This is a genomic window from Anaeromassilibacillus sp. Marseille-P3371 (assembly GCF_900169665.1).
In the GTDB taxonomy this organism is placed as follows: domain Bacteria; phylum Bacillota; class Clostridia; order Oscillospirales; family Acutalibacteraceae; genus Anaeromassilibacillus.
Genome location: NZ_LT835157.1, coordinates 978,679 through 992,105 on the forward strand (window position 1 = coordinate 978,679; position 13,427 = coordinate 992,105).

Below are 13,427 nucleotides of genomic sequence, written 5' to 3' on the forward strand. Positions count from 1 at the left end.
GAAATAAAACAAATATATTTTTTTAGAAGGACAAATATTTGTTGACTTTATAGAGAGAATGCAGTATGATATAGAAAGTCATAAGGAATGTGAGTCTCATGAGGTGTTATGTTTGGCCACAGAAATCCAAAACAACCGTATGGAATCTTATTCGGATCAACAGTTGGCCACACTTGTGAGAGAGGGAGATCCGGATGCATTTTTGGAATTGACGTCCCGTTACATGACGCTCATCCGGGCAAAGGCTGCACCGTTTCACGGCACTATGCTGGAAGCGGATGACCTATGCCAGGAAGGACTTTTGGGGCTGTTGGATGCGGTGCGCAATTATCGGGAGGACGGCGGTGCAAGCTTCCGTACGTATGCGGGTGTCTGCATTACGAATCGCATTATTATGGCATACCGGTGGGCGGCCGGCCGGAAAAACTTTCCGTTAAACAATTTTGTTCCGCTCAGTGAGGAAGGTGCTTCCTGTGGCGTGTTTGCCGGGGAAGAGGCCAACCCCGAAAAAATGCTGGTGGAAGAGGAGGATCTGCTTCTCCTCAAACGATTCATCAGCCGTGGTTTGTCTAAAATGGAACGCCAGGTGCTTATGCTTTATTTGGGCGGTTATAGTTACAAGGAGATCGCCGATTCCCTTTGTATTACCTCGAAGGCTGCAGATAACGCCCTGCAACGTGTGCGCCGCAAGCTCAAGGAACCGTTTTAGTCCCATTCATATGCCCAGCTCAAGAGGAGCGTTGTTTTATGGCAAAGGCGCGGTGCAAATCCGGCAAGGGCAAATATCTATAATCTGAAGCGAGGTATATCAAATGTACGAAGACAAGACTCTCATCTGCAAAGAATGTGGCGCTGAATTTGTTTTCACCGCCGGCGAACAGGAATTCTATGCTTCCAAGGGTTTCGTAAACGAGCCCCAGAGATGCAAGGCCTGCCGCGATGCGCGCAAGAATGCTGCAAAGCCTGAGCGCGAAATGTTCACCGCCATCTGCGCGAGCTGTGGCAAGGAAGCAAGAGTTCCCTTTAAGCCCCGTGAAGACCGTCCTGTATATTGCAGCGAGTGCTTTGCAAAGATGAGGGAAGAATAAGATATAAATTTTTTCAATTTGTAGCTGAGACGCCTCGGAGGAATCCGGGGCGTTTTGTTTCTGTGGGAATGTGTCAAATCTTCGTATTGCAATCCTTTCGGTGGGGTATTATAATAAAAACACAAATTTTGCTTTTCATAGAAGCGCAACACAGAGTATAGGAGGAAACAACATGGCTGCTGTTACAAAGGATACCATTATTGGCGATATTCTGGATATGGACAAGACGACCGCTCCCTTCTTTATGGAAATGGGGATGCATTGCTTGGGTTGCCCGGCTTCCCGTGGGGAGACACTGGAACAGGCCTGTATGGTGCACGGCGTGGACCCGGAAGAAATGGTGAAAAAGCTCAACGCCCATATGCAGGGCAAATAAGTTCGGATCGGTTTACACGCCGCCCGTCAACATGTTTGGCGGGCGGCGGTTCCATATTTGGAGAAAAGGAGGCTGTTGTATGCCACATCCGTTGTTTACCCTGGGGAACCGGCTTTCTCTGTGTGCATCTATGGTTCGAGAGGGAACAAAGCTGGTGGATATTGGAACCGACCATGCTTACCTGCCCATCTGGCTGGTGCGGAAGGGCCGGATTTCCAATGCAATTGCTGCGGATGTCAAGCTTTCGCCTTTGCGGTCCGCAGAACGGAATATTCGCCGCTATCATGTGGAAGAACAGGTTTCTGCCCGTCTTTCGGATGGGCTGGATGCGGTCTTTCCAAACGAAGCAGATGACATCGTGATGGCAGGGATGGGAGGGGAGCTGATTATCCGCCTGATCGGGGCAGCCCCTTGGCTTAAGCAGGAACATAAGCGGCTCATTTTGCAGCCGATGACCTCTGCGGAAGAGCTACGCCGTTTTTTGGCAAGGGAAGGCTTTTCGATTCTACGCGAAGAGGCCACCGAAGAGGATGGGCATATCTACTCGGTTATGCAGGTGATGTATGCTCCTGCGCAGGCGGGTGGGGGAGAACTGTATCCCTATATTGGCAAACTGGATGGCTCTACCGCGGAAAGCCGCGCCTACATATCCAAATGTGCTGTCCGGCTTTTTAAAAAAGCACAGGGGATGCGGATCTCTGGACATAGTGAGGAGGCAACGGCCCTTCAGGCAATTTATGAGTGTCTACAGCAGCTTTGCGAAAGAGACAATTGAAAAGAGGGATTGGTTATGGCAACGGTTGGAGAGTTTTATGATTTGATTGACGCATTTGCCCCATTTCATACCGCGATGGGGTTTGACAATCCGGGCCTGCTCGTGGGAGACCGCGGCACAGAGGTCCATTCGGCCCTGTTTGCACTGGATATTACGCCGCAGGTGGTACGTGAGGCGGCAGAGATGGGCGCACAGTTGGTCGTCAGCCATCATCCGGTCATTTTTCATCCATTGAAGAGCCTTTTGCCGGGTTCCGCGCCCTATCTGTTGGCGCAATATGGGGTCGCCGCGATCTGTGCCCACACCAATCTGGATATGGCGCAGGGCGGAGTAAATACATGCCTGGCTGAACGGTTGCAGCTGAAACAGGTGCGTATGCTTAAAGAATATGAACACAGCGGTTTGCCGGAGGGGCTGATCGGCGAAACCGATCATCCGTATACCCCAAAGGAGTTTGCCGCATTTGTCAAAGAGGTATTGGGATGTGATGGCTTGAAATATGCGGATGGTGGAAAGACCATTACAACGGTGGGCCTGTGTGGAGGCGCCGGCGCAGATCTTACCATGGACGCCGCACAACAGGGAGCACAGGCGATGGTGACTGCCGATACCAAACACAACCAACTTCTCGATGCGGAGGATATGGGGATTACGTTGGTAGATGCAGGCCATTTCTATACGGAAGATGTGGTGATCGTTCCGCTGATGGAACGATTCCAGGCCCGTTTTCCGGAGGTAAAGATGGCCAAATCCGTACAAGCACACAGCCCTGCAAAATTCCTCTAAACCTCTGGCTGGGGCATGAAGATGCCTCGGTGGAAAGGACGGATACCAATGGCTCTGGATGGAGCATTTTTGAGACATATCAAAAAAGAAATAGAAGGATTGGCTTTGGGAGCCCGCGTTGAGAAAATCGCACAGCCCAATCGGGAAGAGATGGTCTTTACGCTGCGCACACGGACCGATCATTATAAACTCTTATTGTCTGCACGTGCGAACAGCGCGCGCATTCATTTTACCCGGTTCGTACCGGAAAACCCAAAAGTCCCGCCCATGTTGTGCATGTTGTTGCGAAAGAGGTTGTCCGGCGCCAAGCTTGCCGCGGTGCGGCAACCAGGATTGGAACGCCTATTGCTTTTGGATTTTGATGCGATCAATGAGCTTGGCGATGAGGTGCGTTTGACTCTGGCGGTGGAAATTATGGGCCGCTACAGCAACCTGATTCTAGTGGATGAAAATGGGAAAATCGTGGATGCGCTCAAGCGTGTGGACGCTGAGATGTCCTCTGAACGCCTGGTTCTGCCTGGTTTAAGTTATCAGCTGCCACCACCGCAAAAGAAGCTCTGTATGCTTGAAACGGATTCGGAAGCGCTATTGGCACGCTTGCGCGCATTGCCTGCAGACACAGAGCTCGCTAAAGCACTGCTCGCCAATGTACAGGGGGTCTCACCGGTTGTCTGCCGGGAAATACAGCATTTGACCGGCCGTGGAACAGACCTGTATATGCAGGAGATGACAGAGGAACACTGGGGACGTCTGCGTTTCTTCCTAGACCGGTTGATTCAGACAGTACGCGGGATAGAGGGAGCGCCCCACATGGCGGTCAGTGTGGCGAAAAAGCCGATGGATTTCTCCTTTATGAACATCACACAATATGGAACAGCGGCTATAGTCACGCGGCAAGAGACCTTTTCGGACCTTTTGGACGCTTTTTATGAGGGGCGAGACCGCATCGAGCGGATGCGTGCCCGTTCGCAGGATCTGCTTCGGGTACTTTCCAACGCGTCAGACCGTCTGAGCCGAAAGATCAATATTCAGCGTGCCGAATTGGAAAAATGTGCAGAGCGCGACCAATTGCGTATTTGTGGTGATTTAATCAGCGCCAACCTCTATCAAATTGAAAAGGGGAGTACTTCGGTATCCCTGCAAAATTTTTATGAGGCGGATGCGCCGCTGGTCAAAATCAAATTAGATCCTGCAAAGACGCCTTCGCAGAATGCACAGAAGTATTATAAGGATTATCGAAAGGCGCGGACAGCGGAAGAAAAACTCACCGAGCAAATCCACCAGGCCCAACAGGAACTGGAATATTTGGATACGGTATTTGAGGAATTGAGCCGTGCAAAGGTCGAGCGGGATCTCTCGGAGATCCGGCAGGAACTTGTGGAACAGGGATATATCCGCGCACAGAGGGGAAAACAGAAGCCTGTCGCCGCCGCCGCTCCGTTGGAATTTACCTCCAGCGATGGTTTCCGCATCCTGGTGGGACGGAATAACCGGCAGAACGACCGCCTGACGCTTAAGCAGGCGAACAACAATGATATTTGGTTTCACACGAAAAATATCCCCGGCTCCCATACCATTCTGGTGACAGACGGGCGGGAACCGACGGAGACGGCTATCCGTGAAGCGGCAATGCTGGCTGCGGCGCACAGCCGGGCGCGTGAATCTTCCCAGGTTCCCGTCGATTATACCCAAGTGCGCAATGTGAATAAACCTTCCGGCGCGAAACCGGGAATGGTGATTTACGTCAAATACAATACGGTGTACGTAACGCCTGCGGCCTTTGAAGAGGCGTAAGGCTCCCTGTTTGGCGAAAACGCGAAAAAAGAATGATCAAAAGGGGGTATCGCCCAATGGGGAAAGTGAGAAAAGCCTTTTTTGGAGTTTCCGGGGGATGCGCCCCTGTCGCGTTGACAGAAAAGAAACGGATAGTATATAATATTCTTTATATTTCCTTAACAATTGGAATGAATCGGTTGAATGTTGTGGAAAATACGGGGAATTGACAATTTCGGTTTGGAGGATACGGAATGAACGGATATACAGAGAAATCTGGCAATCTGCTGGAACGGATCGCGGATCTGCTTGCCGATTTGATGCAGACCATTTTCTTGGTCGTGCTCAAGCCTTTTGTTGGCTTGGCGCGGGTTATGAGCGAACGCCTGAAGAATTTTTTGATCAGTGCGTCGTTTTTCGGGATCATGGTCATCATCTACTTGGAGCATACCAATATCACAAGCTTGATTTTGCAGCATCTTCCGCTGCCTTCGGTCATTAAATATGTTTTCTTTGACTTGCTTGGTTGCGTACTGATGGCCGTTGTAGCGATTTGCTCGATTCAAGGGCCCTTGCAGCGGAAACGGTGCAATGCCATGATGACGTTGCTTTGGGCGGGCATGTGTATCTTTTTTATTGTATCCGCAATCTATACGTCTCTCGACTGGGCAGCAATTTCCATTATTTTTACATTGGTGTTTCCGTGCGTTTATTTTATCTGGAACAACCGTGGGGACTACGGCACCTTGTTCTGTCTGGTGACCAAAGGGTTGGTGAGCTTCAATCTGGTCTTTTTTGTGTTGAGTGTCTTATTCAGCCCGATCACGGGCGGCCAGTATCGCGCTTTATTCACGAATGCGAACTCATTGGGACAGTACCTCACCTGTACCATTCCGCTCTTTATGATGAACTATACGCTTGCTTGGCGTAAGTGGGAGCAAAAGCCCCGCACAGCTTCTCCGGTGCGCCCGGAGTGGCGCCATCCTGGTTCTCTGTTCCGGTATGCCGCTTTCGCTTGCCGCGCTCATAAGGGGTTGCTCCCATCCCTGTTGGGGCTTGGGACTTCTGTTGCATTGATTGTATTCAGCCGTTCGCGGACTGCGCTTTTGGCAGCGGCCATTTCTTTTGCGCTTTGGTTTGTTTTGAATTATATCGTGGCACACTGGGGCGAAGGGATCAAAGCCATTGCTCTGCGCGCGATAAAACAGATCCTACCCATGCTTTTGGCAGTGGTAATCTGTGTTCCTGGTACGTTTTGGTTGGTCAAGGGCGGTACGTATGCGGTGTATTACTATGCGGCGGTCAATGACTTGTTGCCAGAGGAGTATGCGTATCTGGATCCCCGTCTGCAGGGGACAAAGCTGGATGACGCGATCAATGCGGCGATGGACCGTTTGGACACGGAGGGAAAGACCGCAGACCAGGTGACTACACACCGTACGTTGATCTGGAAAGCATTTGCGGATCGTGTAGAACCTCTCGGCCATGAGCGCGGTAAGATCTATGTACACGATTACGGCGTTGCAGCCACCGCACACAACTGCATAATCCAAATTTTATATGACAGCGGAATTTTTACGGCTCTGTTCTATTTTGCAATCAATGTGGCGTCCGGGTTCCGGGCACTGCTGTACTATTTGCGCCGCAGGAAAGGGGACCCATATGCGATCTTCCCGGTTTTGCTGATGCCCGGCTACTTGGTAACGTCGTTGTTGGCTTCCTCTTACCCGCCGTTTGCTTACAGCATTGCCTTGGTATACTGGCTGGTGCAGGCTCCGCTCTTTGAGAAAAAGATTCGTGAGCCTGAAGGTTTGCCCGAATCTGTATAAACAGGAGCGTCGCTATGAAACGACTCATTTTAATCACCGACCATTACCCGTATACTAGGGGGGAATTGCCCTTTATACAGCCGGAACTTGCGGTGACATGCCAGCATTTTGAGGTGACAATTATCTGTAAAAGCCCTGTGCAGGAACCAGAGTATTCGCTTCCTGCGGGGGTAAAGCTGTACCATTACCATAGGAATGCCACAACAGGGGAAAAGCTCCGCAATCTATTTGGTTGCCTGTTGGATCGAAATTATTATCGCAGTGTGTTTGGAAAAGAGCATGCGAAGGGCTCATTGCGTGCTAGAGAAGCTGAGGTGCGCAATTTTCGCCTTTCCGCCCACCTGTTTCAAAAATATCTGCGGAGCGAGGGCTTTTTCGACCAGATCGAACATACCATTTATTATTCCTACTGGTATAATTACGGTGCTTTGGCTTTGGCTTTGGAGAAGCAGCGCCACCCGAGGATGCGCATCATCACCCGTACACACGGCTATGATCTCTATAATGAGCGTTCTCCGGCGGGCGTTCAGCCGTATAAATATTTCATGGACCGGCATCTGGACGCGGTGTTTTTTGTTTCCCGCCAAGCGCGAGCATATTATCTAAAGCATTTTGCGACCCAAAAGAATGATCATTACAAGATGGCCTATCTTGGTGTTCCGGACAACGGCTTGAACCCACCGGCAAAAGGGGATACCATCAGCCTGTTCTCCTGTTCCAATGTGATTCCAATCAAGCGCCTGGACCTGCTGGTGGAAGCGCTTTCCCTGCTTCACGGACGGAAACTCCGGTGGGTACATGCGGGCGGAGGCCCTCAGGAAGAGTATATTCATCAGCTCGCAGAAGAAAAGCTGGGGGGGAATCCAGAAGTTTCCTATGCATTTTTGGGATCGGTGCCCAATGAAACGATTGTGGATTATTACAAATCCACACATATCGACCTATTTCTTACGGCATCGGAGACAGAAGGAGGGACCCCGGTATCCATTATGGAGGCCTTTTCGTTTGGCGTGCCTGCTGTTGGAACGGATGTCGGAGGAATTCCAGAGATGATCCATGAGGGAACTGGTTTCCTTCTGGGGGCCAATCCGACTGCGGCAGAAATTGCGGCGGCGATTGCGGCTTATGCGGATGCGACTGCGGCTAAAAAGACCGCTTTGCGCAGCAATGCGCGCCAGCTGTGGCGAAATTCGTTTTATGATAAGGCCAACCATACTCGTTTTGTGACAGAGTTGGAGAAGCTCTGATTCAAAAAAACAGCATATACAGTCAAGGATACGGAATCCGGAATTTTGGAGGACGCACATTGGATAAATATAAAAAATTGATCTCCAATACCGTGATCTTTGCAATCGGCACCTTCAGCTCGAAGGTGCTGGTTTTTCTATTGATGCCGCTTTATACGCGCGTCCTCTCGGACGCGGAATATGGCATTACAGATCTGATTGTCCAGACGGGAAATCTATTGCTTCCGTTGGCATCCCTGGGGATTGTCAACGCGGTGATCCGGTTTGGCTTGGAGCGGCACGTCCGAAAGAGCGACGTATTCACCACAGGTTTGGTTACAATCCTGACCGGTTTCTGTATCATGCTCCTGTTGTATCCTCTACTGGATCTCTTGGACTTCCTATCGGGATACACGGCTTTAATCTATGCGTTTGTGTTGATGTCCAGCTTGCGGTCCCTTTGCTCCCAATTTGTGCGCGCACGGGGCCAGGTGCGGCTCTATGCAGTGGACGGCATCGTCAGTACCATAACGACGATTTTGTTTAACGTCTTATTTTTAGTGGTTTTGAATTGGGGAGTCTTTGGCTATGTATTGGCCATTGTGTGCTCGGATACACTGTCGGTGCTGTTTTTAGGATTTAATGCGGAACTCTGGCATTTTGTACGGATTCACGGCTTGCGCCGTTCCGTTTCGAAGGCCATGTTGAAATATGCCGTGCCGTTGATTCCAAACAATGTGCTCTGGTGGATTACAAATGTCTCCGACCGCTATATTGTCTCCTATCTGCTGGGAAATAACGCCAATGGACTGTATGCAGTGGCCTATAAGGTCCCCTCAATCGTGGTGCTTGTTTCCGGGATTTTTATGGATGCTTGGCAGATGTCTGCTGTGACAGAGCAAGAGGGGCGCGGGCGTTTTTTTACAAGGGTTTTTCGTTCTTATTGTTCCCTGCTATTTATCACTGGTTCGGGAATTATCCTGTTCAGCAAGGTGATTACAAAGCTCTTGGTCTCGGAAGCTTTCTACGCTTCGTGGCAGTATATCCCGTTTTTGGTCATGGCGACCGTATTCACCTGTATTGTCAACTTCCTCGGAAGCATCTATATGGTGGAAAAAAAGAGCATGCTTTCTCTGGCGACGACGACAGTGGGGGCGTTGACCAATATCGTTTTGAATTTCCTCTTTATCCCACGGTTTGGTGTCAATGGCGCAGCGTTTGCGACTTTTATCAGTTATTTTGTGGTGTTTCTCTTTCGTGCGGTGGATACCCGGCGTTTTGTCCGCATGCACTACAGCGGCCTGCGCCTGGCGGTGAATACCGTCCTTCTGCTGATTCAGAGCCTGGTGATGATCTTTGAATTTCCCAATTGGATTTTTATAGAGATTGGGATGACTGTTTTGATGATATTGCTCAATGCCAAGGAGCTGTTGATGAGTCTGCAAAAGATATGGGTACGCAAATAAAAAGCGGGTACGCCGGTATGCATGGAAGCAACTGCTTCTGTATACCGGCGTGCCCGTTTCGGATGAGAAAATAAGAACCTGTTTTGGAGGACCTTGGCTTATGCATCAGTGCGTGCGGCTATTGCCTTCTTTCTGTTGCAATCCATCGGGATGCCGGTTTTCCGGCTGAGGAATGGCGTAGATTTCTGTATAGGATTCAGCCTCCTCGTCCGAGGCCGGCGGTGTCGGGATCAGGCCGGTACATTCGGTAGCACAGGCGACTGTATCCAGATCGAAAAAGTCATCCTCTAAATTCATTGGTTCCACCTGCTTGTTTTTCGAATCGTTCATCATAGCGAGGCTCCTTTCCGCCGGATTCCGTGGCTGCCATCGGCGGCTTTTTTCATTTCCCCGGCATTGCTTATTTTGGCTATTGTTGCGCAAAAAATACACGAGGGTTCGGTGAAATCCAAGTGCGAACTGTCAAAACCGTATGGGCATCGGTTGAATAGGGAAGTTGGAACCCGGGAAAACGCTGTAAAAGAGCCTTTTTAAGGGCCTGTGCAGCATATATGGGAATTTTTTGCAACAAGTTGGCTTTTCCTGCGGCCGCTGTATTGACTTTATTCTCCAGATCGGGGTAAACTATACCCGTTTGGTAATTGTATCTAAATCGCGGATTAAAGCGGGGGGATCATGTGAACATACAGATTTTTGGAAAGAAGAAGTGTTTTGATACGAAAAAAGCGGAACGGTATTTTAAAGAACGAAAGATCAAGTATCAACTGGTGGATCTGCCGCGCTTTGGGATGAGTAAGGGGGAACTGTCCAGTATCCGAGCAGCAGTGGGCGGTTTGGAACAGTTGGTGGATCAAGGGGCGGAAGGGGCGCTCCTCGTTCGGTATCTTGCCAGCGAGGATGCAAAAGTAGAAAAATTATTGGAGACCCCAGCGCTTTTTCGGACACCGATCGTCCGCAATGGAAGACAAGCAACGGTGGGCTATTGCCCTGAGATTTGGAAAACATGGGAGTGAACAACATGGCATATTTATTTGTAGAATATCCGAAGTGCACCACCTGCCAGAAGGCGAAGAAGTGGTTGGAAGAAAATGGTGTGCCTTATATAGACCGCCATATTGTTGAGCAAAATCCTACAGCCGAGGAACTGAAGGAATGGCAAACGCGCAGTGGTTTGCCATTAAAGCGCTTTTTCAACACCAGTGGTTTGTTGTATAAGTCGATGCAGTTGAAGGATCAGTTGCCAGATATGCCGCCGGAAGAGCAGTTTGACCTGCTGGCGACAAACGGGATGTTGGTGAAGCGCCCTATTTTGGTGGGGGATGATTTCGTTTTGGTGGGATTCCGTCCAGCCGAATGGGAGGCCTGGAAGGAGGCGCATGCATGACGGAGGTAGCAGCCGCTATTTTGCGCAGGGATGGTAAGATCCTGATTTGCCAGCGAAAGGAAGGAGGGAATTGTTCCCTTCTTTGGGAATTCCCTGGCGGGAAACGGGAAGCAGGGGAAACCATGGAGCAGTGTGCGATCCGGGAGTGTAAAGAAGAGCTTGGGATTGCCGTCCGTCTGCTGGACGTTTACGCAGAGAAAACCTATACCTATGGGACAGAGCCGTTTTCCTTTGTTTTTTATAATGCAGAGATCATCGAGGGAGAACCGGAAAATCACGTGCATCACGCCATGAAGTGGATTCGTCCAGCAGATTTGTTGCAGGAACCCTTTTGTCCGGCGGATGAGGAGGTTGTCCGCCGTTTGATGGAAGAAGGCTCGTTGCTTCATGCAGTGCATCATGTGGCGATTATTGTTTCGGATTATGCAAGGTCAAAGGCGTTTTACGTGGACACTTTAGGATTGGAAATTGTCCGGGAAAATTACCGTGAAGACCGGGATTCCTATAAACTGGACCTAAAGCTGGGGGATTGTGAGCTTGAGATATTCTCATTCCCAAACAGCCCGGAGCGTTTGACGCATCCGGAGGCCTGTGGGTTGCGGCATTTGGCATTCCAGGTGGCCAATATTCACCGTGCGGTTGCAGAGCTGCAAGAGCGTGGGGTTGAGGTGGAACCCATCCGCGTAGACGAATACACAGGGGATTTTTATACCTTTTTTATGGACCCGGACGGCCTGCCGCTGGAACTCAAGCAGTGCGCAGCGCTCGTGTCCGATGAAAATTGAGCAGTGGGGGAACAAACTTGTCTAAGTATGTGAATGAAATCGAGAAAAGAAGGACATTTGCCATCATTTCGCACCCGGACGCCGGTAAAACAACATTGACGGAGAAGTTTTTGTTGTATGGCGGGGCAATTGCGATGGCGGGTGCGGTAAAGGGAAAGAAAGCGGCGCGCCATGCGGTTTCTGACTGGATGGAAATAGAAAAACAGAGGGGAATTTCTGTCACCTCCTCTGTTATGCAGTTTCATTATGAGGGATATTGTATCAATATTTTGGATACGCCCGGACACCAGGATTTCTCTGAGGACACATACCGCACACTGATGGCGGCGGATTCTGCGGTGATGGTGATCGACGCAGCTAAGGGCGTTGAGCCGCAGACCCGTAAATTGTTTAAGGTTTGTTTGTTGCGGGACATTCCCATCTTCACCTTTATCAATAAGATGGACCGCGAGGCGCGCAATCCATATGACCTCTTGGATGAAATTGAGTACGAGCTGGGAATCAAAACCTATCCGATGAATTGGCCAATTGGCTGTGGGAAGGAATTCAAGGGTGTTTATGATCGAAATAAAAAGGAGATCATTGCCTTCCGTGCAAACGATGAGATGGCCAATGGACAGCGCCAGGTAGCGGCAATAGAAGCAGATCTCAGCGACCCGAATTTAGCGGAACTGATTGGCGAGGAGCATCGGCAGACTTTGGTGGATGATGTAGAACTGTTGGATGGAGCAGGCTATGAGTTTGACCTCGAAGCCGTACGGCATGGGCGTTTATCGCCGGTGTTCTTTGGTTCAGCGCTCACCAACTTTGGAGTGGAGCCTTTTTTGGAGGATTTCTTGCATATGACGACCCCGCCTCTGCCGCGCAAATCCGACAGTGGAGAAATCGATCCATTTGGCGACGACTTTTCCGCCTTTGTCTTTAAGATTCAGGCCAATATGAACAAGGCCCATCGCGACCGTGTGGCCTTCATGCGTATTTGTTCCGGACGCTTTGAAAAGGGCATGGAGGTGCTCCATGTCCAGGGGGATAAGCGGATGAAGCTTTCTCAGCCGCAGCAATTGATGGCGCAGGAGCGTGAGATTGTCGATGAAGCCTATGCAGGGGACATCATCGGCGTGTTTGACCCAGGAATTTTTTCCATTGGGGATACCATCAGTATGCCGGGGAAGAAATTCCGCTTTGAAGGCATTCCCACGTTTGCCCCCGAACATTTCGCTTTGGTTCGCCAGGTGGATACTATGAAGCGTAAACAGTTCATCAAGGGAACGTCGCAGATCGCACAGGAGGGCGCAATCCAGATTTTCCAGGAGCTGGGCGGCGGCATGGAGGAAGTCATCGTTGGAGTTGTGGGCGTCCTTCAGTTTGAGGTCCTAGAGTATCGTTTGAAGAATGAATACAATGTGGATATTCATATGGATATGCTTCCCTATGAGCATATTCGCTGGATTGAAAACGAAGGGCTGGACCCCAAAACGTTAAATCTGACCTCGGATACCAAGCGGATACAGGATTTAAAAGGGAATTATCTGTTGATTTTTGCCAATAGTTGGAGCATCAATTGGGCTTTAGAGCACAATGAAGGATTGCAGTTGGCGGAATTTGGACGATAACCCGTCGTTGGAGATTATTGGCAGGAAAGATGAAAGGATTTTCAGGAGTGTATTTACCTGAAGGTCCTTTTTTCGAATTCCAGTGTTTATATGGAACCAATCATGCTCCATATAATTCCTAAAAAACAATCACTTTTTTCATCTATACCTTGAAAAATAGGACAATGTCGATTATACTAATGGTAAGATATGGCTTACATAGTGCAAAATTATGTGACCTTTATAATCTGAAATCAGAAAAAAACTTTGCGATAGTTTTTTCTTATATAGAACGAGATTTGAAAGAAAAAGTGGTATAATCATTCAAAATAAAAGTTAGATTTTGG

General features: G+C 49.6%; 14 protein-coding genes and 1 pseudogene. 14 read left to right on the top strand and 1 reads right to left on the bottom strand.

Annotation, left to right across the window (positions count from 1 at the left end; genetic code table 11):
- Positions 1-112 precede the first annotated feature (112 nt).
- The 9 genes from B9Y59_RS03105 to B9Y59_RS03145 all read left to right on the top strand — a co-directional run bounded on the left by B9Y59_RS03105 (position 113) and on the right by B9Y59_RS03145 (position 9,319).
- Positions 113-709, top strand: coding sequence for a sigma-70 family RNA polymerase sigma factor (locus B9Y59_RS03105; RefSeq protein WP_242967217.1), 597 nt, complete (start codon positions 113-115; stop codon positions 707-709).
- A gap of 103 nt (positions 710-812) precedes the next feature.
- A complete protein-coding gene (locus tag B9Y59_RS03110) occupies positions 813-1,088 on the top strand; it encodes a zinc-ribbon domain containing protein (RefSeq protein WP_054323897.1) in 276 nt (91 codons plus the stop codon).
- 172 nt (positions 1,089-1,260) lie between these two features.
- A complete protein-coding gene (locus tag B9Y59_RS03115) occupies positions 1,261-1,464 on the top strand; it encodes a DUF1858 domain-containing protein (protein ID WP_054323896.1) in 204 nt (67 codons plus the stop codon).
- Between the two features lie 79 nt (positions 1,465-1,543).
- Positions 1,544-2,239 (top strand): class I SAM-dependent methyltransferase, encoded by a 696-nt coding sequence (locus B9Y59_RS03120; RefSeq protein ID WP_054323895.1) that lies wholly within the window; start codon positions 1,544-1,546, stop codon positions 2,237-2,239.
- Between the two features lie 15 nt (positions 2,240-2,254).
- The gene (locus B9Y59_RS03125; RefSeq protein WP_242967219.1) at positions 2,255-3,025 is read left to right on the top strand and encodes a Nif3-like dinuclear metal center hexameric protein; all 771 of its coding nucleotides are present in this window, start codon (positions 2,255-2,257) and stop codon (positions 3,023-3,025) included.
- Between the two features lie 69 nt (positions 3,026-3,094).
- Positions 3,095-4,819 (top strand): Rqc2 family fibronectin-binding protein, encoded by a 1,725-nt coding sequence (locus B9Y59_RS03130; protein ID WP_330395880.1) that lies wholly within the window; start codon positions 3,095-3,097, stop codon positions 4,817-4,819.
- A 233-nt stretch (positions 4,820-5,052) separates the two neighbouring features.
- Positions 5,053-6,627 (top strand): hypothetical protein, encoded by a 1,575-nt coding sequence (locus B9Y59_RS03135; RefSeq protein WP_085531736.1) that lies wholly within the window; start codon positions 5,053-5,055, stop codon positions 6,625-6,627.
- Positions 6,628-6,641: 14 nt separating this feature from the next.
- The gene (locus tag B9Y59_RS03140; protein ID WP_085531738.1) at positions 6,642-7,874 is read left to right on the top strand and encodes a glycosyltransferase; all 1,233 of its coding nucleotides are present in this window, start codon (positions 6,642-6,644) and stop codon (positions 7,872-7,874) included.
- A gap of 59 nt (positions 7,875-7,933) precedes the next feature.
- Positions 7,934-9,319: an oligosaccharide flippase family protein gene (locus B9Y59_RS03145; RefSeq protein ID WP_085531740.1), complete on the top strand. Its 1,386-nt coding sequence runs from the start codon at positions 7,934-7,936 to the stop codon at positions 9,317-9,319.
- Positions 9,320-9,424: 105 nt separating this feature from the next.
- Here B9Y59_RS03145 and B9Y59_RS03150 read toward each other — a convergent pair whose 3' ends face one another.
- On the bottom strand, positions 9,425-9,652 hold the full coding sequence (locus B9Y59_RS03150; protein WP_242967221.1) for a hypothetical protein: 228 nt from the start codon (positions 9,650-9,652) through the stop codon (positions 9,425-9,427).
- A gap of 344 nt (positions 9,653-9,996) precedes the next feature.
- On the opposite strand from B9Y59_RS03150, the gene B9Y59_RS03155 reads away from it, so the two are divergent.
- The 5 genes and pseudogenes from B9Y59_RS03155 (at position 9,997) to B9Y59_RS03170 (ending at position 13,101) form a co-directional block, all read left to right on the top strand.
- On the top strand, positions 9,997-10,332 hold the full coding sequence (locus B9Y59_RS03155; protein ID WP_143255220.1) for an arsenate reductase family protein: 336 nt from the start codon (positions 9,997-9,999) through the stop codon (positions 10,330-10,332).
- Between the two features lie 5 nt (positions 10,333-10,337).
- On the top strand, positions 10,338-10,703 hold the full coding sequence (locus B9Y59_RS03160) for an arsenate reductase family protein (protein WP_054323886.1): 366 nt from the start codon (positions 10,338-10,340) through the stop codon (positions 10,701-10,703).
- A pseudogene (locus B9Y59_RS15970) lies at positions 10,700-11,056 on the top strand ((deoxy)nucleoside triphosphate pyrophosphohydrolase); the annotation flags it as partial. The gene B9Y59_RS03160 and the pseudogene B9Y59_RS15970, both read left to right, overlap by 4 nt.
- 12 nt (positions 11,057-11,068) lie before the next feature.
- On the top strand, positions 11,069-11,488 hold the full coding sequence (gene gloA2, locus B9Y59_RS15975) for an SMU1112c/YaeR family gloxylase I-like metalloprotein (protein WP_054323929.1): 420 nt from the start codon (positions 11,069-11,071) through the stop codon (positions 11,486-11,488).
- Between the two features lie 17 nt (positions 11,489-11,505).
- Positions 11,506-13,101, top strand: a complete 1,596-nt coding sequence (locus B9Y59_RS03170; RefSeq protein WP_054323885.1) for a peptide chain release factor 3 — start codon at positions 11,506-11,508, stop codon at positions 13,099-13,101.
- The last annotated feature ends 326 nt before the right edge of the window (positions 13,102-13,427 follow it).